Here is a 22,832-nt window from a genome sequence, read left to right on the forward strand (position 1 = left end):
CCGGAAGATCGCCGAGTTCGTGGCGATGCTGGCGCGGCATGAGACGATCCGCCCTCAGCGAGCCAGGCCGACGGACCCGCCGACGTCGTGACCGGGCGTCCGCCGGAATCGAATCATGCTCGTCGAGAATGGTCAGCACGTGGGCTGAGCGCCCCATGCCGGCGTCAGCCGTATCGCTCGACGAGCGCGTTGCCGATCGAGACCAGTTGGTCTCGCACGGCCGGAGGGCCGATCACTTCGAGCCATTCGACCAGCCCGGAGAGTTCACCGGCGATCGTGTACTCGTCGTAGCCGCGGATCGTGACGTCGATGCGTCCGTCGGTCGTAGTGCCTCCTATTTCGAGCCTGTCGCCGAACCCGATCCGGAGTATGCCGATGCCGTGGGGTGCGCAGACGGCCTGGACTTCGAAGGGCGTTCGTTTGCGGTCGATCTCGTCGGCGATCTCGCGCCAGCTTGCGGCGAGGTCGAAGCCCTCGGGCCGGTGCACAGGGTCGTCGGTCGGATCAACGGACGACACGCGGTCGATCCGGAAGGTCCGCCGACCCGTCTCGGTGTGGCAGACGAGGTACCAGGCCGGGCCTTTGGCAACGATGCCCAGCGGGTGGACGGTTCGCTTCGTTTCGGCACCTTTGCCGTCGACGTAGCCGAGCCGTACCTGGACGCCGCGGATCACCGCGTCTTGGAGTCCGGCGAGGAACCGAGGCGGTCGGAGCTCGACCCGGTTCGATCCCCATCGTTGCGGGTCCATGACCAAGGATGATGCTGCTGCCTCGGCCTGGGCACGGAAGGGTTCCGGCAGAGCCTGGACGAGTTTGCGCAGTGCGGCTTTCACGGCCGGCGTCGCGGCCGAGGCCGGTCCGGCGACCAGGAACAGGGCGCGGGCCTCGCTCGCGGTCAACCCCGACAGATCGGTGCGGGCGCCGCCCACCAGGCGCCAGCCGCCGCCCCGGCCTTGCGTGGAGTAGACGGGCACGCCGGCCATGGCCAGGGCGTCGAGGTCACGGCGGGCGGTGCGCTCGGAGACCTCCAGCTCTCGGGCGACCTCTGCCGCTGTCACCTGCTCGCGTCGTTGCAGCATGAGGAGGATGGCCACCAGCCGGTCGGTTCGCACGCCACGAAACTCCCACATAAACCGGTCATGAGGTGACCGGTTTAGGGCGGCACGATGGCGACATGACCTCAACCGATTTCCCCAAGCCCACCCTCATTCCGGTCAACGGTGTGGCACTCGAAGTCTTCGAAGCGGGCCAGGAGAACGCGGGAAGGCCCATCGTGCTGTGCCACGGCTGGCCGGACCACGCCTTCACCTGGCGCCACCAGATGCCCGCCCTCGCCGCAGCGGGCTACCACGTCATCGCACCGAACCAGCGGGGCTACGGCAACTCCTCCCGCCCGGCCGAAGTGACAGACTACGACATCGAACACTTGTCGGGTGACCTCGTCGCGCTCCTCGACCACTACGGATACGACGACGCCACCTTCGTCGGTCATGACTGGGGCGCGTTCGTCGTCTGGGGACTGACCCTGCTGCACCCCACCCGTGTCAACAAGGTGATCAACCTGAGCCTGCCCTACCAGGAGCGCGGTGAAAAGCCGTGGATCGAATCCATGGAAGCCATGCTCGGCGGCGACTTCTACTTCGTCCACTTCAACCGGCGGCCGGGCGTCGCCGACGCCGTATTCGAGGACAACACCACCCAGTTCCTCCGCAACCTGTACCGGAAGAACCAGCCGCCGCCGGAGCCTCAGCCGGGTATGGCGCTGATCAACCTCGCCCACGCGCGGACAGCCCTCGGCGAGCCCATCATGAGCGACAGCGAACTGGCCGTCCTCGTCTCCGCCTTCGAGACATCCGGGTTCACCGGCGGCATCAACTGGTACCGGAACCTCGACCGCAACTGGCGCCTCCTGGCGGCTGCGGACCCGATCATCCACCAGCCCGCCCTCATGATCTACGGCGACCGCGACCCCGTCGCAAGGTCCGAAAACCTGACAGAGTTCGTACCCAACGCAGAAGTGGTCAGCCTGGACTGCGGCCACTGGATCCAGCAGGAAAGGCCGGAAGAAACGAACCAGGTCATTCTCAAGTGGCTGGACAAGCGGGATACCGCCTAGTACTCCACCACGGCATGCCGCTCGTCGTGGCAGGCGGCAGCGAGGACAAGCCCGCGGTGGCCGCCCGGGTTGCGGACTTCGGCGTCGGTGTCGACCCGCGCACCGGCCGACCGGAGACCGCCGAGGTTGGGCAGGCCGTCCGGCGGGTACCGGACGAGCCGGCGTTCCGAGACCGGGCACGGGAATTGAGCGCGGACTACCAGGCAGCCGAACCGGTGCGCGCCGTCCTCGACATCATCGACGGCGCGTGACATCTCCGACCACCACCCGTCTGCGATGGCTCGTCCGACCTCGTCGACGGTGACTCGCATACCGCTCGCCACGGTCCCGGCAGTGTGGACGCGGGCACGCACCGCGTACCGGAGCTCTGGCTTCGGAGCACGCTGAGGTCTCCTGGCTGTCCCATGTCCTTGATCGTTCCCCGGCCGTGCCGAACCGCGGCGCCTGGAGCGCTGTCGCGGGAGAGGCACAGTACGTGGGGGTTCCCCGCGTACATCCCCTGCCTGCCGCCCAGCAGTGCACTTGATTGCGGAGGGCAAAGCAAAGCCTCTCAAACGACCTCGTGGACGGGTTGGCGTGGCGCGTCGAGACCATGATCGTGATCACAGCGGGGCTGTTGGCGCAGAGCGCCGAAACGGTGCTGGGTGTCCTGCGTGAGCGCGGCAGTCGTGGTCTGCCGTGTGAGGAACTGTAGCGACAGATGTTCGACTCGCAGTTATATCTCCTGGCCTACGGCCGGATCGCTGCGGTCGAGCAGCCGCAGCGCGAGCAGCCCCCCGACGCCCGGTACAAGGGCCGCGATGCTGACGGCCGGGGCAGGCCTGAGGCGCCATGTTGCGATCACTACGAACAGGTATGCGCAGCCGTGTGTGGGGCCCGTTACGGACGAGATGGGCTTGAGATGGATGGTGAACACGTTGGCCAGCATCACGGTCAGGGAGATCAGCTCGGCGTGAGCTGTGATGCGTAGGTGGCGCGGTGAACGCAGAGGAATGGTCATGCTCCTGTGGTCGAGCCGGGGCGGATGATCATGAGGACGGTGACAGTCGCCCAGAGGAGGTTGAAGATGCCGGTGGCCAGGGCGAGACGGCTCGCAGCTTCGTGCGCCAGCGACGGCGTTTCGTCCGGGCTCGCCGTGTCGGTCAGGGCACGGTCCTGGCCGGGCAGGATCAGCAGGATCAGGACCCCGGCGGCCGTTGCGGTCAGCACGATCGAGGTGATCAGCCAGGCGTCGCCGAGGACTCCGAGGCTGCTGGCTGTGGCGAGGCCGAAGACGGGGACCGCGATGCCGATGCCGGAGTAGACCCTGCAGATGCGGTGCAGCGTCTGCAGGGTCGCGCGGGTGCCGTCCCGGTCTCTCGCCGTACGGCGCAGCGTCCCGGGGAACATGCTGGCAGCGACGGTGACGGGGCCGACGGCCAGGATGGCGGCCAGGACGTGCAGGGACAGCAGAATCTTGGTCACGCCTGGTGCTCCGCGGCCGCCCGGCGCTCGCCGGTGACCATCGAGGCCGGGAGGCGACCGGCCTTGGAGGTGCCCTTGAGCGTGTCGCCGTCCACGGTCACGTCGAAGGCCAGGTTGAGCCGCATGGGCTTGGTGATGGCCTGCTTCCAGATGAGCCTGCCGCCGTCGAGGGTGATGTCGCTGAGTGGTACCTCCTCGCCGGTTCCGTGAGCGATGCCGGTCAGGGTGCCGTCGTTCTGCCTGCGCAGTTCCACCATGGTCTTGATCTTGCCGATGGGGGTGGAGATGGACAGGTTCCAGGTGCCTTCAACGGACATGGTGATGCTCTTTCTTGCGATGCGATACAGGCGTGAGGGGCGGCCCGCGGCGGTGGGTGCGGGCCCGGGGGCTCAGAAGGTGGCGGGAGCGGGGCCTTTGGCGCGCCAGACGGTGCCGCGTCGCTCATAGGCGAAGAGTTCCTCGACGGCGTGCGCGATGCGTGGGCCGACCTCGCGTTCCAGCAGGTACAGGCCGAGGTCGAGGCCGGAGGTGACGCCGGCGCCGGTGATCAGGTCGCCGTCGTCGACGACACGGGCGCGTACCGCGTGCGCTCCGGTGGCGTCCAGGATGTCCAGGCCCGTGTGGTGCGTGGTGGCGTGTCGCTCCTCCAGCAAGCCGGCCATGGCCAGGACGAGCGAGCCGCCGCAGACGGTGGCGACGGTCACGTCCGGGGCGTCCATCGCCTCCTTCAGGAGCGCGGGCAGCCCGGTGGTCAGCGTGCGGCCGAGCAGCACGGGGATGAACTCGTCCTGCTTCCACTCGCCGGTCCCCGCTTCCCCCTCCGGGACCTCACCGGGTTCCCCGACGCGGCCGGAGGCTCCGGGCACCAGGATCATGTCCGCACGTTCCGGGTCGAGTGCGGCGGTGGCGCGCAGTACCAGCCCCCCGGTACCGCTGATCACCTCGCGAGGTCCCTCCGCGGAGGCCAGTTCCACGCTCACTGCGCCCTCCGAGGCTGTGCCGCCGGCGTACAGCACCTCGTAGGGGGCGATGACATCGAGGGGGTCGAAGCCGTCGAACAGGCTGATCTGGACGTGCATTGGGTCATTCCTCCGGGATCCGGTTTGCTGCGTCGTGGTGAAGCCAACCGGCTGCGGACTCGATCGCCCAGTGGCACGAGTGCCATATCTCAACGGAAAATTGCCATACCCTTCAACAGGGATAAAAACTGCTGTCACATGGGCACACTGGCCTCCTGGCCCGGGTTCGCCGTGTACCGAACAGGTAGGTTCCCGCCATGCACACCATCGCCGTCCTCGCGCTGGACCAGGTGATCCCGTTCGACTTGTCCACGCCCATCGAGGTCTTTACTCGGACCCGCCTGCCCGACGGGCGGCCCGGCTACCAGCTGCGGGTCTGCGCAGAGCGCGACGAGCTCGACGCCGGCGCCTTCACCCTGCGTGCGCCGTGGAACCTGGAGGGTTTGAAGAACGCGGACACGATCGTCGTGCCGGGAATCGCCGACCCCACGGCCCCGCTTCCTCCTGCCGTACGTGATGCTCTGAGGTCGGCCGCCGCGTCCGGGACGCGGATCGCCTCGCTGTGCGTGGGCACATTTCCCCTCGCGGCCACCGGCCTTCTCGACGGGCTGCGTGTCACGACCCACTGGAGTGCGGCAAACCTACTGGCCGCCCTGCACCCGGACGTCACCGTCGACGCGGACGTGCTCTATGTCGACAACGGCCAGTTCCTCACCTCGGCGGGCGCTGCCGCCGGCATGGACCTGTGCCTGCACATGATCCGTCGTGACTACGGCTCGGCCGTCGCCGCCGACGCCGCCCGTCTTTCCGTGATGCCGCTCGAACGCGAGGGCGGGCAGGCGCAGTTCATCGTCCACGACCATGCCCTCCCTCCGCAGGGGTCCGAGTTGGAGACGCTGCTGGCCTGGCTTCGGGAGAACCTCGCCCGCGACCTCACCCTGGGTGACATCGCCGCGCAGTGCGGAACCAGCACCCGCACCCTGATCCGGCGCTTTCGCACCCAGACCGGCACCACCCCGCTCCAGTGGCTCCACCGGGCCCGCATCCGCCAGGCACAACACCTGTTGGAGACCACGGAGCACTCCGTCGAGCGCATCGGCCGCCAGGTCGGATTCGGCTCGCCCACCGCCTTCCGTGACCGCTTCAAGCGCACCACCGGCGTCAGCCCGCAAACCTACCGGCGCACCTTCAGCTGACTCGTGATCATTCTCCTGAATGGTCATCTGTGAGAATCCTTCCGCCGCTCGGGGCGGGCTGTTACCGCGCGGTGGCGCGGAGTGCGGCGTAGGAGGCGGTGGTGCAGATACCCAGGGCTGCGGTGATGTTGGTGCGGGTGTCGCCGGGGGCGCGGTACTGGGGGTCGAAGGGCTGGCCGGCGACGCCGCCGAACAGGGCGGCCTCGTGGTTGAAGCTTCTAACTACCCGGCCTTGGAAGCTTCCCCTTGATCGTGGACACCTGGAGACTGGGACCTGAGGTTCCAGAGGAAGTAGCACCAGGTGGGAAGCACGTACACGAAGCGGTACACCGAGGAGGTCAAGCGGGACGCGATCGCGCTCGTCGACTCCTCGGGCAAGACGGTCACCGCCGTCGCCCGGGAACTCGGCATCAGCTCCGAGTCCCTGCGCGGCTGGTACCGCCGGGCGGCGTGATCCCCCCGGTCAGGGCAGTACTGCCGTCTCGCTCGTACGGCTCCACGCTGAGTGACGGTCGTCCACGGCTCCCTCTCCGGACCGTCGGGCCTCCGGGTGTCGGGCCTCCGGGTGTGGGGCCGGGCCGGTGTTCTGGGAGACGTCCCTCGCTGCCGTGGAGCCGGCGCTGCCGTCAGGGGTGGAGGTCGGTGGCTTCGAGGCGGACGAAGGGGATGCGTTCCCCCGCCGTGCGGTAGCCGCCGTCCCCTTCGCCTCCCGGGAGCCCCATGAACCGGCACAGGGCCATCGCCGCTCTCGGATGCCGGCGCGCGTACTCGACCATGAGCCGGCCGCCGTCCTCCGAGGTCGGGAAGTGCGCGGTCACCACGTGGTACCGGCGGCCGAACTGGATCGTGGCCTGTGGGGCGTGGCGAAGGCTCCGGTACCAAGGGGTGCCCGGACCGAGGTCCGGGACGATGATCCAGATCCCGCGCTCACGGTCGTGGAGGACGACGCCCAGGACGGCCTCGCGGGACTGCCCGCCGCCCCGGCCGGTGTGGATCAGGCGCAGCAGACGGCCGCCGAAGAGCGGCCCGAGTCCGGCCCGGAAGAGGGTGAGGGGGAAGCGCGCCAGGCGGAGCTTCCACACGGAGGGCGCCCCGGGCCGGCGCGCTGTGGGCCGGGAGAGGCGTACGGGAGACACGTGCCGGTCCTCCTTCGGTGCCGCCCGGCGAGCGGAGCGGCGTCGGTTCGGTAACGGCTCCTGGCGTCCCCTCCTTGACCGAAAGAAACTATTGCATAGTCTAAAAGTGCGTGCGAGGGCTCGACTGACCGACCGGTTCCTCGGTCCCGCGCAGTACGAGGGCCGCGCCCCGCTGTGGCTGGTGACCGAGGGCCTGCTGGTCGCCTGCGCGGGGATGGTGGTGGTCGCGGGGGCGGGGGTCGCCTCCGTTCTGGGCGGTATGCCGCCGTCGTGGTGCACCGCGGCCGTTCTCGTGGCCGCCGCCGCCGTCCTGCTCTATCTGCTGATCACCCGTGCCGGTCATCTGTTCGTGGCGCTGGCCGCCGCGCTCGGGGCGCTGCTCGCGTCGGACGTGCCGGGCGTCACCGCGGACGTGGTGCTGAGGGGAGCCGGACACACCCAGGACGTGATCGTCACGGTGGTGTCCCACGAGCCGACGCAGCGCGGCCGTTCCGGCGCCCCCGCCTACTACTGCTCGGTCAGGCGGCAGGACGGTTCGCCGGTCGCGGCGCGGTTGTGGCGGGGCTGCGGTCCCTCGGTCAGCCCGGGGGATCTGATCGGGATGGTCCAGGATCCGGCGGGACGGGTGCCGCCGCGCGGGGTCGAGGGGCCGTTCACACTACTGAGGGGGGTCACCTGGGTCGTGGCGCTGCTCCTCGCCTTCGCCCTGGTCTGCCTCCTCGCCGTGCTGCGTTCCTACCGGGTGCCTTCCGCGGGGTCGGTCCAGCCGAGGGGGTTCGAGCCCGTGTCGGCGTCGCCGACGGCCGGCTCCTGACCCGCGGAGTTGAAGGCGCTGAGAGCCTCGACGAGCGCGTCGCGCTGCGCGGGCCCGAGGCGCCGCAGGATGGCGGTGATCTCCTCCCGGCGTCGCGAGGTCACGTCGTCCACCACCCGGTTCCCCTCCTCGGTGAGGCTGAGCACGGTCTCCCGGCGGTTCGCGGGGTTGGTCCGGCGGCTCACCAGCCCGGCGGTGATCAGGCGGTCCACCATGCGCAGCGCCGTCGACGGTTTCACCCCGAGGTGCTCGGCGAGGACCACCAGCTTCGACGGGCCGTGGGTGGACAGCACGACGAGCATCCGGAACTGGGGGAGGGTGATGCTCTCCTCGACGGTGGCGAGGGACCGGGCCGAGACGGCGACGAGCAGCCGGGACGCGGTCAGCACCGCGCGGGTGACGGCGTCGATGTCCCGTTCGGCCGGGCCGGCTTCCTCGTGCTCTCGCATACGGACCTTTGTACCGTGCGTCCCCGTACCTGTCGGAGGGGCCTCACTCCATGGTCTCGCGCGAACGGTAGCGCAGCAGCAGCATGGCGGCGTCGTCGCCCAGCGGGCCGCCGGCGTGGGCGGCGACGTCGTGGTGCAGGGCGTCGAGGGCGCCTTCCGGGGTGGCGCCCCGCAGCAGGTGCAGGCGTGAGGCGAGGGGGTAGAAGGTCCCCTCGTCGTCCCGGGCCTCGGTGACCCCGTCCGTGTAGAGCAGGAGCTGGTCGCCCGGACGGAACGTCGTCGTGAGTTTCTGGGGCAGACGGCCCCCGTGGAGCCCGAGGCCGAGCGGGACGGCGCGGACATCCGGGTCGAGGAAGGAGGCCGTGCCGTCGCCGCGGACGAGCAGGGGGGACGGATGGCCGTAGTTGACCAGGGCCAGGCTGCGGTCCTGCCGGATCTCGGCTATGACCGCCGTGACGAAGCGTTCGCCGCGCAGCGTCCGGTTCATGGCCCGCTCCAGCCGTGCGCTGACCCCCGTGAGCTCCGCCTCGTCGTGCGCGGCCTCGCGGAAGGCGCCGAGGACGTCGGCCGCCGTCTCCACGGCGTCGAGTCCCTTTCCCTGGACGTCGCCGACGATGACGCGTACGCCGCCGGGTGAGGTGACCACCTCGTAGAGGTCTCCGCCGATGCGGGCCTCGGCGACCGCGGCGGTGTAGGAGACCGCGATGCTGAGTTCCCCGGCGGTACGCGGAACGGGGCGCAGCAGCACTCGTTGTGCCACCTCCGCGATCGAGCGGACGTTCGCGAGTTCGGCCTCGCGTCGCTGGCGCATGACCGCCGCGAGCAGGCCCGCGGCCGTGACGCCGGCCACCGACACCATGGCCGTCGCCCCGCGGCGGCCGGGGAACAGGCCGTCGTACCACCCCAGTGCGAGGCACAGGACGAGGGCGACCGCGCCGATCAGCGCGGTGCGCCGCGGGCCGCCGGTGAGTCCGGCGAAGGCGGGCCCCAGGGCGATCAGGGGCAGCAGGCCGACCGTGGGGCCGGCGATGATGTCGGCGAGCGCCGTCAGTGCCATCACGGCGTAGGGGAGCAGAGTCAGGACGCGTGTTCCAGCCGCTCGCTGGTCGGGCAAGGCGATCTCCGGGGTCCGGTGGTGGCGCGGCTCGCCGCGGGTCCGGCGCCGTCCCGCGTGCGGACCCGGTCGAGGCGCCCGGATACCTTGAGCCTATGCAACGGTCGGGGGGCCGCCGAGCCGCCCCCGCGCAGGGTTTATCGAATCGAATCCGGGCGTTCCGCCGCTCCCGCCGCTCCCGCCGCTCCCGCCGCTCCCGCCGCGCGGGCCCGGCCGTGGGCCGCCGGGGCGGGCGGGTGACCTGGAGGGCGACAGGGGGGCCTGCGTCGCACGCCGGTCGGCTCACGGGCCGCCCCCGGGGCGTGGCGGTGTGGCCAGGAGCTCCGCGAGGCCGCGGCGGGTCGCGGCGATGACCACGCGGTCCTCGGGCCGCAGGACGTAGCCCGGGTGCAGGTCCCAGAGGAGCTGGGGCTGCTCGCCGTCGCGGTGGGCGGAGGCGAGGTCGGGGCGGCGGGCCGCCGGGGTGGCGGTGTCCAGCGCGAGGATGCGCCAGGCGCCGGGCCGGAACGCCTCATCGACCGTGCGGCCTTCGAACTGGGGGTGTCCGGCCACCAGGAGGGCCGCGAAGAGCAGCACCTTGCGTTCCACGGGTATGGCACCGAGGATCTGACGGCCCATCATGGCTCCGGCGAAGGCGGGGGCGGCGAGGTGGGAGACGCTGCGGCTGCGGGTGAGGGCGTCGGGGTGGGCGGTGCGCAGGGTGCGGTAGACGGCGGTGGCGAAGTCGTCGTCGTACAGCCGCAGTGCCACCCGCAGGTCGGGCTTGAGGGCGCGGGCGTAGAGCGTGGCCTCGAGGTTGGTCGTGTCGGAGCTGGTGAGCGCCAGCAGGGCGTGGGCGCGGTAGCTCTTGGCGGACTCCAGTACGCCCTCCTCGGTGACGTCACCGAGGACGACGGGCACGCCGAGGCTGCGGGCGAGGGGGATGCCGCGGGCGTCGGGGTCCTCCTCCACGCAGACGACGGGGATGCCGAGTTCGCGCAGCCGGGCCAGGACCCGGGTGCCGACCTTGCCGAGGCCGAGCAGGACGACATGGCCGGAAAGTCCCCGGGGCGGCCGGCTCAGCGCGCCCGCGCCGCGGAAGGTTCCGAGCGCTTCGAGGGCGCCGGCGACGAGGAGGGGCAGCAGCGCCAGGCCCACCAGGCCGGAGAGGAGTTGCAGGACCTGACGGGCGGTCGACTGGCCGAGGGCGGGGTCGTTGATGGAGAACAGGTCGAGCAGGGTGAGGTAGGCGGCCTGTACCGGGCCCGTGTCGGTGGCCACCATGGCGGCGGCGGTCAGGGCGAGGACCGAGCAGGCGATGCCCGCGAGGGCCCAGCGCAGGCGGCTGGAGAAGAGTTCGGCCAACGGGGCCCCGCGGGCGAGGCGTCGCCCCGGCAGTGCGGGACCGGCCTGGCGGAGGGTCTCCAGGACGATGGTCCCGCGCCCGGTCGCGGAGCGTACCGTCCGCTCGTCGGGCAGTAGTTGGGGTCCTTGGGGGCCGCTGGAGTCGGAGCCTTCGGCGCCGCCCGGGTCGGCGGTGGTGGAGGACAGCAGGGCCAGTGTGCACAGTCCGGGGTCGGGGACCCGGCCCGGGTCCGGCGGGGTCCGTTCCACGGCGCGCAGGAGCAGGCCGTCGGCCTGGACGACCTTGCTGGTGCCGGCGACGGCGGTGGCGGCGAGCGCGGGGGCGGCGGTGTCCGCGTCCGAGAGCACTGTCGTGGAGGCGTCCAGGACGGCCCGCTCCATGCCCGGCATCGCCACGAGGGCGGCCTGGTCGAGCAGTTCCTCCATGTGCTGGCCGAGCTTGCGGTTGTACATGCGGATCACGAGCCGCAGCCCGGGGCTGAGGCGCCGGGCTGCGAGCGCGGCCCGGACGTTGGTCTCGTCGTCCTCGTACAGCAGGGCCAGCGCCGCCGCCCCGGTGACTCCGGCCCGCAGGAGCGTCGTCTCCGTCGGGGCGTCCGACGTCACCTCCCGTACGGGCGCCGGGGTTCCGCCGATGGTGTCGTCGGGAGCCGGACCGGCGGATCGTCTGGTGGCCGTGCCGAAGCGGCCCATCAGCCCGGCGGCCCGGGTGAGCGCGGCGTGCTGCATGCCGGGCCGTCCCTCGGCGCGGTCGCCGGGGACGACGAGGACGACCTCTTGGCGGTAGACGTCCCGTAACTCGGCTGCCAGCCGGTGCGCGAGGCCGTCTTCGCCGCAGACGACCATGTGGCCGGCCTGGTCCCCGCGCTGGCTCTGGTGCGGCAGCGGCAGCACGACCGTTCCCCCTGTCTCGTTCCCGGGCCGTCCATCCGGCCGTCGGTCCGCGTCACCCCTCGGCGCGACGCGGGCCGGACGGCGCGGCCGGCCCGGCGTCCAAACTATCCGGACCGGATTCGGGGCGGTGACCGCGGGGGCCCGCACCGTGCGGCAGACGGGACCGGCCCGCCGCGTCGGGTGCGATGCACCGTGTCCGACGCGGCGGGCCGGTCCGCCGTGGCCACCCGCCGGGCCGTCAGCCGTTGATCTCGATGGCGCCGTCGTCGGAGGCGGGCGCCGCCGCCGGGGCGGGGACCTGCGGCTGCTTGCCGGTGATGCCCTGCAGCAGGGAGGCGAGGTCGACCCCGGTGGTGGAGCTGAGGAGTTCCATGCCCTGGGCGACATTGTCCGTGACGGTGCGGGACAGCCGGCTGGCGCCGTCGGTCGAGATGACGGTCATCTTGTCGATGGCGGCGAGCGGTTCGGCGGCCTTGCCGACGACCTGCGGGAGCACCTCGACGAGCATCTGCAGGACGGCGGCGTCGCCGTACTGGGCGAACGCGGCCGCCTTCTTCTGCATGGCCTCGGCCTCGGCGCGTCCCTTGGCGGCGGTGGCGGCGGCCTCCGCCTCACCCTCGATGCGTACGGCGTCGGCGAGGGCGGCGCGCTGGGCCTTCTGGCCCTCACCGGTCAGGCGCGACCGCTCGGCGTCCGCCTCGGCCTCCTTGACCAGGGCGATCCGGCGGGCCTCGGCCTCCTGCTCGGCCTGGTAGCGGGCCGCGTCGGCGGGCTTGCGGACCTGGGTGTCGAGCTGGCGGTCGGTCAGCGCGGCCTGTCGTTCGGCGACCTTCTCCTGCTCGCCGAGGATGTCCTGCTGACGGGCGGCCTCGGCGAGCGGACCGGCGGCGTTGGCCTGCGCGGTGGCCTCGTCCGTCTGAGCCTTGATCTCGGCCTGCTTCAGGTAGAGGGTCCGCTGGGCGATCGCGATCTCCTCCTCCGCCTTGAGCCGGGCCTGTTCGGCGGCACGCCGTGCGACGGCCTCGGCGATGTCGGCCTCCTGCTTGGCGCGGGCGGCCTCCGGGCGGCCGAGGTCCTCCAGGTACGAGCCCTCGGTGGCGATGTCCTGGATCTGGAAGGCGTCGAGTACCAGGCCCTGGCCGGACAGGCTGGCCTCGGCCTCCTCGGCGACCTGCCCCGCGAAGACGGCGCGGTCGCGGATGATGTCCTCGACCGACATCCGGCCCACGATGGAGCGCAGCGCTCCGGAGAGCACCTCCTGGGTGAAGCCCACGATGCCGTCCTGCTGCATCAGGAAGCGCTGGGCGGCGGCCCGGATGGAGTCCTCGGTGCCCCCGACCTTGACGATCGCGACGCCCTCCAGGTTCGCCTTCACCCCGCGCAGGGTGACCGCGCCGCGTACCGCGACGGGGATGTGGCGGCTGGACAGGTCGAGGGTGAACTTCTGCTGGACGAAGGGGACGACGAAGACGCCGCCGCCGACCACGACCTTCTGGCCGCTGTTGTCGGTGAAGACCCGGCCTGTGGTCGGGTCGGTGGACTGCTTGCCCCGTCTGCCGGTGATGATGAACGCCTCGCTGGGACCCGCGACCTTGTACCGGGTGATGACGACGAGGGCGAGCAGGACGACGAGTACGACGATGCCCACCACAGCGGTGAGTACAGGGCTCATGACACACATCCCTTTGATTTCGAGCCTGGTTGAACGGGTGAGCAGGACGCGTGGCGCCTCGGAGTCTGCCGGCGGACCTCCGACCGGGCGAAGGTCCCCCGACAGGCTCTCAGCGTTCCACGGGCCGGACGAGGACCGCTGTGGGTGACAGCAGGTTCTCGACCCATACCTCGGTGCCCCGCGCGAGCGGTGCGGCCGACTTGGCGGCGTACTTCACCGGCTGACCGGCGAGGTGCAGCAGCACCTCGCCGTAGCCGTCCGCCGGGATGGCGGTGACGACCGCTCCCGGCGCCCCCGCGAGGTCCTCGCCCCGCGGCGCGGGCGCGGCGTTGTCGTGCATCAACGCCCGGCTGAACTTCCAGGTCAGCCAGGCGACGGCACCCCCCGTGGCCACGCCCGCGCCGGTGGCGACCCCCGCCCCCGTACCGGTGACCCCCATCGTGATCGCCCCCGTGAAACCCAGCGTCGACACGAAACCGGCGATCACCGGCAACGACAGGAATCCGTCCAGTCCCCCGCCGATGCCGTCGAGGATTCCCTCCAGCACGCCGTCGAAGAGCAGGGCCAGGACCAGCAGCACGAGCCCGACCATGCCGAGACCGAGAAACCAAGCCATGCCCAGCTCCTTCGACTACTGAACGTTTCCGCCGTCCAGAGGATTGTTCCACCGGCCCGTACAGCAGTTCACTGCCAGTGTCCGGCAATCTTGACGCGCCTTTGATGCCGTTGTCGAGCGCTCGCGGGTACGGGCGCGGGCCGGGGAGGTGCCCGTCCGCCGGGACAGCCGAGGCCCGGCGGGAAGCGGACCGGGCGGCTCCCCACCGACAGGGTGTCAGAGCGGCTGCTCGGGCCAGTTCAGGAGACGGGCGCCGATGACGGCGGTCTGCAGGGTGTAGCGCTGTACGGCGTCTCCCGGGTTGGCGCCGGTCAACCGGTTGATGCGGTCGAGCCGGTAGGTGACGGCGCGGACGCTCAGGGACAGGCGCCGGGCCGCCTCGGCCGCCACGCAGTTGGTGTCGAAGTACGCGGTGAGGGTGTCGAGGAGGGGCTGGGCGCCGCCGCGGGCTTGCTGGAGGGGGCCGAGCACGCTGCGCACCAGATCGGCCATGGCCTGGCGGTCACGGGTGAGCACGGGGTACACGAGGAGGTCCGCGGCGTGCAGTACCGGGGCGTCCAGATCCATCCGCGCGGCCAGCTCGAGGGCGTTGAGCGCCTCTTCGTACGAGTGGACGACCCCGCCGGCGCCGGGGTGCGGGCGGCCGATGGCGACCTGGCCGCCGTCGGTCGCCGCGTACGCCTGCTTGGCGAAGTACGCCAGGACGTCCGGTTCGTCGCCCGGGGCGATGCAGATCAGCCGGCCGTCCTTGGTGGTGAGCAGGATCCGGCGGTTGCCGAAGCGTGAGACCAGCGCGGACTCGACGCCCCGGGTGACGGCGTACCCGTCGTTGTACGGTTCCGAGCCCTGGGCGACGGCCACGGCGTGGGCGTGCGAGAGGAGCAGCCCGAAGCGTTCGGCACGCTCGGCGAGGCGGCCGAGGGGGCTGCGCCCGTACAGCAGGTCGTCGATGAACTCCCGCCGGGCCGCCTCCTCCTGGCGCATGGCCAGGTGCTGTGCGCGCTCGTGGCCCTCGGCGAAGGCGTCCACGGCCTGTTCGACCGCGGTCAGCAGGTGCTCCGACGCGGGGCGCGGCAGGCCCGCCCGGACCCGCTGGGCCGCCGAGAGGTGGGCGCGGACCAGTGTGCGCAGTCCGATGCCGGCCTCCGCGGCGCGTTCCCCGCGCGACCGCAGCGCCTCCCGCTCCTCGCGGGTCAGCAGCCTGCCGGTGGCGCAGACCCGCGCCAGGATGTCCGGGTACCCCTCCAGGTACGCCAGGACCCGCTCCCCATCCGTCACTTCGCCTCCCCGCCCTCCCCGCGCACCCGGTGTGCGCGATGTGCACGTGACACCCGGTGCCCAAGACTCGCATGCCGCGGCCGAGGTGTCGCCACCGGCATCGAGAAGGCGGCAAGACTGCCGGAAAACGGCAATGTCCCGGGCCTTGTGGTCCTGTCAGGATGGTCCCGCCGGAGGACGCCGGCCCGGACCCATGCCGGGGGCCGGAAGGACCGACATGTCAGGGGGAGGGTCATGAGCGAGTTCCTGGACGTCGCGCTCGGCTTCCCCGCGATGCTGTTCACCGCGGCCCTGATCATCGCCCTGGGGTTCTGGCTGCTGGTCCTGTGCGGGGCGGCCGGGCGGGACAGCTTCGACTCCGACGTGGACGCCGAGGCATGGCACCTCGCCGGGGTGCCGGTCGCCGTGTCCGTCTCGGTGTTCCTGGTGACCGGCTGGTCCCTGAGCCTGCTGGGCTCCGTGGCGCTCGACCGGGCGGGCCTGCCCGGAGCCGTCGACCTGCTCCTCTCCCTGCTTCTGCTTCTCCTCGCGCCCTTCGTCTCCTGGCGCGTGACGCGCCGGATCGTCAGGCCGCTGGCGAAGCTGTTCCCGGACGAACCCGGGCTGCCCGCGCGGCCTTCACCCGAACCACGCGGCACGGCGGCGCACCGCTGAGCGGTGGCGCTCCCGCGCACCGGCCGGTACCCGGCGACCGCCTTCGGCGCGACGCCCGCACCGCCGGGGGCCGGCCGCGCCCTCGTTCCCCCACCTTCCTTCCTCACCTACGGGGTTTCTCATGAATTCCATCACCGTGGGCATCGGCGTGCTCGTCGTCGTTGTCCTGCTCGTCGCCGCGACGCTGCTGTTCGCGGTCAGCCGGCTCTTCCGGAAGGTGGAACAGGGCAAGGCGCTGATCGTCTCGAAGATGCGCAAGGTCGACGTCACCTTCACCGGCCAGGTCGTGCTGCCCGTGCTGCACAAGGCCGAGGTGATGGACATCTCGGTCAAGACCATCGAGATCTCCCGGACCGGACGGGACGGGCTGATCTGCCGGGACAACATCCGCGCCGACATCCGCATCTCGTTCTTCGTCCGGGTCAACAAGACCGTCGAGGACGTCGTCAAGGTGGCCCAGGCCATCGGGACCCACCGGGCCTCCGACAAGGAGACCCTGCAGGAGCTGTTCAACGCCAAGTTCTCCGAGGCGCTGAAGACGGTCGGCAAGCAGATGGACTTCACCGACCTCTACACCAAGCGCGAGGAGCTTCGGTTCCGGATCATCGAGATCATCGGCATCGACCTCAACGGCTACAGCCTCGAGGACGCCGCCATCGACTACCTGGAGCAGACGCCGCTGGCCCAGCTGGACGCCGGCAACATCCTCGACGCCCAGGGCATCCGCAAGATCACCGAGTTGACGGCGGTCGAGAACGTCCGGACGAACGAGCTGCGCCAGCACGAGAAGAAGGAGATCACCCGGCAGAACGTCGACGCCCGCGAGGCCATCCTGGAGCTGGAGCGGCGGCAGGCCGACGCGGAGATCAAGCAGCGCCGCGAGGTCGACACCGTCCGGGCCAGGGAGGAGGCCGAGACGGCCCGGGTGGTCGAGGAGGAGCGGCTCCGGTCCCAGGGCGCCTTCCTCAAGACGGAGGAGCAGCTCGGCATCCAGCGGGAGAACCAGGCGCGTGAGGTCGCCGTGGCGCAGAAGAACCGCGAGCGCGTGATCGCCGTCGAGAACGAGCGGATCGAGAAGGACCGGATGCTGGAGGTCATCGCCCGCGACCGGGAGACCGAACTGACCCGCATCTCCGCGGAGAAGGAGGTCGAGTCCCAGCGCCGGGACATCGCCGAGGTCATCCGCGAGCGGATCGCGGTGGACCGTACGGTCGCCGAGCAGGAGGAGTCGATCAAGCGGCTGCGGGCGGTCGAGGAGGCCGAGCGCGAGCGGCAGGCGATCATCATCGCGGCGGAGGCCGAGGCGCAGGAGAAACTGGTCAAGGACATCAAGGCGGCCGAGGCGGCCGAGCAGTCGGCGGTGCACCGGGCCGCGGAGGAGCTCACCCTGGCCGAGGCCCGGCACAAGGCCGCCGACATGGACGCGCGGGCCAAGGTCAGGCTCGCCGAGGGCATCCAGGCCGAGGCCGCGGCCGAGGGCCTGGCGTCCGTGCAGGTCCGCGAGAAGGAGGCCGACGCGATCGAGAAGGCGGGCCGAGCCGAGGCCGGGGCCACCGAGGCCCGGCTGCGTGCCGAGGCGGTCGGCACCCGCGAGAAGGCGCTCGCCGAGGCGACCGCGATCGGCGAGAAGCTGAAGGCCGAGGCGGCCGGCCTGACGGAGAAGGCGGCGGCGATGGCGGCACTCGACGAGGCATCACGCACGCACGAGGAGTTCCGGCTGCGGCTGGAGGCGGAGAAGGACATCCGTATCGCCGGGCTCGACGTCCAGCGTCAGGTCGCGGAGGCGCAGGCCACCGTCCTGGCGACCGGTCTGGAGCACGCCGACATCAGCATCGTCGGAGGCGAGTCCGTCTTCCTCGACCGGCTGGTGCGGTCGGTCGCGCTCGGCAAGTCGGTCGACGGCTTCATGGACTCCTCGCAGACCGCGCAGACGCTCGCGGGCCCGTGGCTGGACGGCTCGGGTTCCTTCACCGAGGACCTCACGCGGGTGCTCGGCTCGCTCTCCAGCTCCGACGTGCAGAACCTGAGCGTGTCCGCGCTGCTGGCGAAGGTCATGAAGTCCGGGGTGCTCGACGCGAAGACCATCGACAAGGCCGTGCTGAACGGAACGGCCGCCACGAGCTGACCGCCCCGGGGGAGTGGTCAGAAGGAGGTCCGGTGCCGGACACGGGGGAACGCCGGCACCGGACCTCAGTTGAATACTGTACTAGGGAGTGGGACGGTATGAGCACGGGCATCGACCAGGACACCTACGCCGTGCTGCGCGATCGCCTCGCCGCGCAGGCGACCGAACTGGCCCGGCGGGCCGAGGCCCTCAACGAGGCCCGGATCGCCGCCTTCGGGGGCGGAGAGCTCAGCCTCACCCGCACCGACCGCGTCCGCACGGAGCACGCCTGCCTGCCCCGGGACGTCGTCGCCGTCGGCGACCTGCTGCTCCTCGGGCACCACACCCCCTCCACGGGCCGCCCCGAGGCCGCGGTCGCCGACGTGTTCACCCTCTACGACCGAGACCTGAACCCGCTGCCCGAGGACGCGGTGCCCGGTCTCCTCGACGACCCCGCCTTCGTCCGCGAGTTCGCCGCGCTGCACCGCTACTTCCGCGGTGCCCGGCTGCTGCGGCTGCGCCGTGTCGAAGGCCGCCTGCTGGCCGTCTTCCGTACCGGGGAGAAGGCCGACGACCTCCGCGTGCTGCGCTGGTCGCTCGGCCCGTCGGGCGAGACGCGCTTCCTCGACGCCCGAGGGGAGCGCGACCACGTCCTCCCCGCCTCGCAGGACGTCGACTGGGTGGACACGACCCGCGACGACCACGTTCCGGGCCGCCACCCGCACATCTCGCTGGACGGCCGGGTCTACGTCTCCACCGTCGGCGGCACGCTGACCCTCAAGACCGAGAACGACACCGAGACCGGCGAAGGCGTCTACTCCGAGCCCGTCGACGAGCCGCTGCAGTCCCTGGCCGACGCCGCCGTCTCCTACGCGGTCGTGGGCCCCCTGGTCCTGGTGCGCGTCCACCCGTACAAGGAGGAGACCCGACGCCACCTGGTCTTCCACACACTGACCGGCGAGGCGGTGCGGCTCGACGGCATCGGACAGGCGTGCCTGCGGCTGCCCGAGGACCAGGGCATCGTGTTCCCCGGCGGCTACTGCCTCGCCTCCGGCGCCGTGAAGACCTTCGACACCGACCCGGCGGGCGCGGAGTTCGAGCGGACCGTCCGCTCCCCCAACGGAGAGGACCTCCTCTTCGTCTTCCACGACAGCAACCGGAGCCGCACCCTCCTCCTGCCCTACAACGTGATCCGCAAGGAGACCACCAGCCCCGTCTCCTGCCGCGGCCACGCACTCCTCGACGACGGGACGATGGTGGTCCTGCGCGCCGAGGACGAGGAGCCCGGCCGGGCCCATCTCGCGCAGATCTGGCGGACCCCTTACACCGCAGACACCCACGCGGCCCCGCCGGCCGCGGGACCGCTGGCCCGCATCGGCAACCCGGATCTCGTCCGCGGCGTCTCCGACTGCCTGTCCATCGCCCGCCAGGCCGCCGAACCGGCGGCCGCGGCGGGGATGTACGAGGCGCTGGCCGCCGCGTGCGTCCGGGCGACCGACGTCCACCACTGGCTGGGCGACCCGGAGACCGGAGACCTGCTCACCCCGCTCACCGCGCTGCGGACCACGGCCGCGCAGGTGCTCGACGAGTTCGAGACGGTGACCACACTCACCCGGCAGGCGGCCGAGGCCCTGGAGACGTCCACCCGGCAGATCGCCGGCCTGGTGCGGCGGGTCCGCGGCGAGGCGCCCGCCACGGCCGAGGAGTGGATCTCCCGGATCACCGAACTCCGCCGGGCCCAGGGACACCTGGTCACCCTGAAGGAGATGCGCTACGCCGACACCGAGGCCATCGACACCCTGACCGCGGACGTCGAGGCCGACATCGCCGCCGCGGCCCGGCGGGCCGTCGACTTCCTCCGCCGGGACGACGCCTTCCACCCGCACCACGCCGAGGCCGAACGCCTCGCGGGGGAGGCGGCCGGACTGGCGACCGCCGCCGAGGCGGGCCCGGTCCGCGACCGGCTCGACGAGCACACCCTCGGGCTGCGGACGCTCACCGAGATCGTCGCCGGCCTGGACATCGGCGACGCCACCGTACGCACGGCGATCCTGGAGAGCGTCGCCGACGTCCTGGCCACGGTGAACCGCGCCCGCGCCGTCCTCGACGCCCGCCGTGCCGAACTCCTCGACCAGGAGGGACGGGCGGAGTTCGCCGCCGAACTCGCGCTGCTCGGCCAGGCCGTCACCGCGGCCCTGGCCGCCGCGGACACCCCCGAGCACTGCGACGACCAGCTCGGCCACCTCCTGCTGCGGCTGGAGAACCTCGAGTCCCGCTTCGCCGAGCACGACGGCTTCCTCGCCGGCGTCGACGACAAGCGCGCCGAGATCCACGACGCCTTCGCCGCCCGCAGACAGGCCCTCCAGGACGCCCGCGCCCGGCGCACCGAGCGCGTCGCCGAGTCCGCCGGACGCATCCTCGAATCCATCGCCCGGCGGGTCGCGACCCTGACGGGCCTCGACGAGGTGCACACCTACTTCGCCTCCGACCCGATGGTCGCCAAGGTGCGCCGCGCCGTCGCGGAACTGCGCGAACTGGGCGACCAGGTACGCGCCGAGGAGCTCGACGGACGGCTCGCCGCCGCCCGGCAGGAGGCCGGACGGGCGCTGCGCGACCGCACCGAGCTGTTCGCCGACGGCGGCGACACGATCCGGCTGGGCCGGCACCGGTTCGCCGTCCACCACCAGGTCCCCGAACTGACCCTCGTCCCCCACGAGGACACCCTCGTGTTCGCGCTGACCGGCACCGACTTCCGGCAGCCCGTCACGGCAGCGGACTTCGCCGCCACCCGCCCGTACTGGGGACGCACCCTGCCCTCGGAGTCGGCCGAGGTCTACCGCGGCGAGTACCTGGCCGCCCGCCTGCTCGCCGAGCACGGCGCCGACGCCCTGGCCGGCGCCGACCTGCCCGCGCTCGCGCGCCGGGCGGCGGAGTCCGCCTACGACGAGGGCTACGAGCGCGGGGTCCACGACCACGACGCGGCGGCGATCCTCGACACCCTGCTGCGGCTGCGCGACGGCGCGGGCCTGCTGCGCTACGCGCCGGAGGCGCGGGCCGCCGCCCAGGTCTTCTGGGAGCAGGCCACCACCGCCGAGACCCGTGACCTGTGGAGCCGCCGCGCGGTCTTCCTGAACCAGGCCCGCGACACCTTCGGCGTCGCGACGGCCGTGGACGGGCTGTGCGCGGAACTCGCGGAGGAGATCGGAGACCGCGCGGCGGCCGAGTACCTCGTGGAGGAACTGGTGTCCGGGCCGCCGGGATTCGCCGTCTCGGACACGGCCCGCACCTTCCTGGACAAATTCCGCCGGGCCGTCGGGACGTCCGCCTACGACGACGGCCTCGCGGCCTTCACGGACCCGTCCGCGCGGCGGCAGCTCGTCGAGAGCTGGCTCACCTCCTACGCGGCGGGGTCCGGGGAGCGGCCCGACGACGGAGCGCTCGCCGAGGCCGTCGCCGTCGAGCTGTGCCCCGGACTCGACCGCTACGACCTGGGAGTGACGACCGCCGCGACGGTCACCGGGCTCCTCGGCGCCCACCCCCGCATCGAGAACCGCGCGCTGCCCCTGCGCCTCGACGAGTTCCTCGACCGGACCGGGAGCTTCGCCGAGCACGACGCCCCCGGCTTCCGCGCCTACCAGCAGCGCCGCACCGCGCTCGTCGCCACCGAACGCGCCCGCCTGCGGATCGACGAGTACCGCCCGCGGGTCATGTCGTCCTTCGTCCGCAACCGGCTCGTCGACGAGGTCTACCTGCCGCTGATCGGAGACAACCTCGCCAAGCAGCTCGGCGCCACCGGCGACGCCAAGCGGACCGACTCGCACGGCCTCCTGCTGCTCCTGTCCCCTCCCGGATACGGCAAGACGACGCTCGTCGAGTACGTCGCCGACCGTCTCGGCCTCCTGCTGGTCAAGGTGGACGGGCCCGCCCTCGGCCACGACACCACCTCGCTCGACCCCGAGGACGCGCCGAACTCCGCCGCCCGCCGGGAGCTGGAGAAGATCGCCTTCGCGCTCCGCGCGGGCAACAACGTGATGCTGTACGTCGACGACATCCAGCACACCGCGCCGGAGTTCCTGCAGAAGTTCATCCCGCTGTGCGACGCCACCCGGACCCTGGACGGGCACGACCTGCGCGGCAAGCGCTTCGCGGTCTGCATGGCCGGAAACCCGTACACGGAGTCGGGCCGGCGCTTCCGCGTGCCGGACATGCTCGCCAACCGCGCCGACGTGTGGAACCTGGGCGACGTGCTGACCGGCAAGGAGGAGGTCTTCGCGCTCAGCTTCGTCGAGAACGCCCTCACCTCCCACCCGGTCCTCGCGCCCCTGGCCGGCCGCGACCGCGACGACCTCGAACTCCTCGTGCGGCTGGCGGCCGGCGACCCGACCGCCCGCCGGGACCGACTCGTCCACCCCTACGCCGCCGCCGAACTCGACCGTCTCCTCGCCGTGTTGCGCCACGTCCTGACCGCGCGGGCGACCGTCCTCGCCGTCAACGAGGCGTACATCGCCTCGGCCGCCCGGTCCGACGACGCCCGAACCGAGCCGCCCTTCCGCCTCCAGGGCTCCTACCGCAACATGAACAAGATCGTGGCGCGCGTCTCGCCGGCCATGAACGACGCCGAACTCGCCGCCGTCATCGACGACCACTACACCGCCGAGGCGCAGACCCTGACCGCCGAGGCCGAGGCCAACCTCCTCAAGCTCGGCGACCTGCGCGGCACCCTCACCGCCGCGCAGCGGGACCGCTGGACGGAGATCCTCACCGCCCACGCGCGCGTCCGGGCCCTCGGCGGCTCCGGCGACGATCCGCTGGACCGCGCGGTCGCCGCCCTGGGACTGCTCGCCGATCGCATCACGGCCGTCGAGTCGGCGATCACCCGGGCGACGGACCCGCGAAACGTGCTCGCGCGTCCCACGGGACGGCACGCCTCGCGGGACGCCGGCCGGCCGTGACGGGGAACGG

Annotated in this window: 20 protein-coding genes; 8 read left to right on the forward strand and 12 right to left on the reverse strand. The window is 71.8% G+C overall.

Annotated features, from left to right (window positions below; all coding sequences use genetic code 11):
• Positions 1 to 164: 164 nt before the first annotated feature.
• Positions 165 to 1,112, reverse strand: coding sequence for a helix-turn-helix transcriptional regulator (locus OG393_RS18980; RefSeq protein WP_327375859.1), 948 nt, complete (start codon positions 1,110 to 1,112; stop codon positions 165 to 167).
• Between the two features lie 62 nt (positions 1,113 to 1,174).
• Here OG393_RS18980 and OG393_RS18985 point away from each other — a divergent pair, with 62 nt between their 5' ends.
• Positions 1,175 to 2,116, forward strand: coding sequence for an alpha/beta fold hydrolase (locus OG393_RS18985; RefSeq protein ID WP_327375860.1), 942 nt, complete (start codon positions 1,175 to 1,177; stop codon positions 2,114 to 2,116).
• Positions 2,117 to 2,130: 14 nt separating this feature from the next.
• The gene (locus tag OG393_RS18990; protein WP_327375861.1) at positions 2,131 to 2,367 is read left to right on the forward strand and encodes a hypothetical protein; all 237 of its coding nucleotides are present in this window, start codon (positions 2,131 to 2,133) and stop codon (positions 2,365 to 2,367) included.
• Positions 2,368 to 2,831: 464 nt separating this feature from the next.
• Here the strand turns inward: OG393_RS18990 and OG393_RS18995 are convergent, their stop codons facing one another.
• The 4 genes from OG393_RS18995 to OG393_RS19010 all read right to left on the reverse strand — a co-directional run bounded on the left by OG393_RS18995 (position 2,832) and on the right by OG393_RS19010 (position 4,659).
• Positions 2,832 to 3,116, reverse strand: coding sequence for a DUF3817 domain-containing protein (locus OG393_RS18995; protein ID WP_327375862.1), 285 nt, complete (start codon positions 3,114 to 3,116; stop codon positions 2,832 to 2,834).
• Entirely contained in the window at positions 3,113 to 3,580 is a 468-nt protein-coding gene (locus OG393_RS19000; RefSeq protein WP_327375863.1) for a DUF2269 family protein, read from the reverse strand. The genes OG393_RS18995 and OG393_RS19000 overlap by 4 nt, the downstream gene beginning before the upstream one ends.
• The gene (locus OG393_RS19005; RefSeq protein WP_327375864.1) at positions 3,577 to 3,897 is read right to left on the reverse strand and encodes a hypothetical protein; all 321 of its coding nucleotides are present in this window, start codon (positions 3,895 to 3,897) and stop codon (positions 3,577 to 3,579) included. The genes OG393_RS19000 and OG393_RS19005 overlap by 4 nt, the downstream gene beginning before the upstream one ends.
• 72 nt (positions 3,898 to 3,969) lie before the next feature.
• Positions 3,970 to 4,659, reverse strand: a complete 690-nt coding sequence (locus tag OG393_RS19010) for a DJ-1/PfpI family protein (protein WP_327375865.1) — start codon at positions 4,657 to 4,659, stop codon at positions 3,970 to 3,972.
• A gap of 197 nt (positions 4,660 to 4,856) precedes the next feature.
• On the opposite strand from OG393_RS19010, the gene OG393_RS19015 reads away from it, so the two are divergent.
• Both OG393_RS19015 and OG393_RS19020 read left to right on the forward strand, forming a co-directional pair.
• On the forward strand, positions 4,857 to 5,795 hold the full coding sequence (locus OG393_RS19015) for a GlxA family transcriptional regulator (RefSeq protein WP_327375866.1): 939 nt from the start codon (positions 4,857 to 4,859) through the stop codon (positions 5,793 to 5,795).
• Positions 5,796 to 6,096: 301 nt separating this feature from the next.
• A complete protein-coding gene (locus OG393_RS19020) occupies positions 6,097 to 6,249 on the forward strand; it encodes a transposase (protein ID WP_327375867.1) in 153 nt (50 codons plus the stop codon).
• A 172-nt stretch (positions 6,250 to 6,421) separates the two neighbouring features.
• Here OG393_RS19020 and OG393_RS19025 read toward each other — a convergent pair whose 3' ends face one another.
• On the reverse strand, positions 6,422 to 6,931 hold the full coding sequence (locus OG393_RS19025; RefSeq protein ID WP_327375868.1) for a nitroreductase/quinone reductase family protein: 510 nt from the start codon (positions 6,929 to 6,931) through the stop codon (positions 6,422 to 6,424).
• Positions 6,932 to 7,037: 106 nt separating this feature from the next.
• Here OG393_RS19025 and OG393_RS19030 point away from each other — a divergent pair, with 106 nt between their 5' ends.
• Complete coding sequence (locus tag OG393_RS19030) at positions 7,038 to 7,745, forward strand: hypothetical protein (RefSeq protein ID WP_327375869.1); 708 nt, start codon at positions 7,038 to 7,040, stop codon at positions 7,743 to 7,745.
• Here OG393_RS19030 and OG393_RS19035 read toward each other — a convergent pair.
• The 6 genes from OG393_RS19035 to OG393_RS19060 form a co-directional block, all read right to left on the reverse strand.
• Positions 7,667 to 8,194 (reverse strand): MarR family winged helix-turn-helix transcriptional regulator, encoded by a 528-nt coding sequence (locus OG393_RS19035; protein ID WP_327375870.1) that lies wholly within the window; start codon positions 8,192 to 8,194, stop codon positions 7,667 to 7,669. The two genes, OG393_RS19030 and OG393_RS19035, sit on opposite strands and share 79 nt — an antisense overlap.
• A gap of 43 nt (positions 8,195 to 8,237) precedes the next feature.
• On the reverse strand, positions 8,238 to 9,251 hold the full coding sequence (locus OG393_RS19040) for a PP2C family protein-serine/threonine phosphatase (RefSeq protein WP_327378471.1): 1,014 nt from the start codon (positions 9,249 to 9,251) through the stop codon (positions 8,238 to 8,240).
• A 339-nt stretch (positions 9,252 to 9,590) separates the two neighbouring features.
• Positions 9,591 to 11,498, reverse strand: a complete 1,908-nt coding sequence (locus OG393_RS19045; protein WP_327378472.1) for an NAD-binding protein — start codon at positions 11,496 to 11,498, stop codon at positions 9,591 to 9,593.
• Positions 11,499 to 11,784: 286 nt separating this feature from the next.
• Entirely contained in the window at positions 11,785 to 13,218 is a 1,434-nt protein-coding gene (locus OG393_RS19050) for a flotillin family protein (RefSeq protein WP_327375871.1), read from the reverse strand.
• 109 nt (positions 13,219 to 13,327) lie between these two features.
• On the reverse strand, positions 13,328 to 13,834 hold the full coding sequence (locus tag OG393_RS19055) for a hypothetical protein (RefSeq protein WP_327375872.1): 507 nt from the start codon (positions 13,832 to 13,834) through the stop codon (positions 13,328 to 13,330).
• Between the two features lie 216 nt (positions 13,835 to 14,050).
• Positions 14,051 to 15,112: a PucR family transcriptional regulator gene (locus OG393_RS19060; protein ID WP_327375873.1), complete on the reverse strand. Its 1,062-nt coding sequence runs from the start codon at positions 15,110 to 15,112 to the stop codon at positions 14,051 to 14,053.
• 234 nt (positions 15,113 to 15,346) lie between these two features.
• On the opposite strand from OG393_RS19060, the gene OG393_RS19065 reads away from it, so the two are divergent.
• The 3 genes from OG393_RS19065 (at position 15,347) to OG393_RS19075 (ending at position 22,822) form a co-directional block, all read left to right on the forward strand.
• Entirely contained in the window at positions 15,347 to 15,766 is a 420-nt protein-coding gene (locus OG393_RS19065; RefSeq protein WP_327375874.1) for a hypothetical protein, read from the forward strand.
• A gap of 121 nt (positions 15,767 to 15,887) precedes the next feature.
• Positions 15,888 to 17,891: an SPFH domain-containing protein gene (locus OG393_RS19070; protein ID WP_327375875.1), complete on the forward strand. Its 2,004-nt coding sequence runs from the start codon at positions 15,888 to 15,890 to the stop codon at positions 17,889 to 17,891.
• 98 nt (positions 17,892 to 17,989) lie between these two features.
• Positions 17,990 to 22,822: a DNA repair ATPase gene (locus OG393_RS19075; protein WP_327375876.1), complete on the forward strand. Its 4,833-nt coding sequence runs from the start codon at positions 17,990 to 17,992 to the stop codon at positions 22,820 to 22,822.
• Positions 22,823 to 22,832: the final 10 nt, after the last annotated feature.

Origin of the sequence: Streptomyces sp. NBC_01216, assembly GCF_035994945.1 — a bacterium.
Lineage (GTDB): Bacteria > Actinomycetota > Actinomycetes > Streptomycetales > Streptomycetaceae > Streptomyces.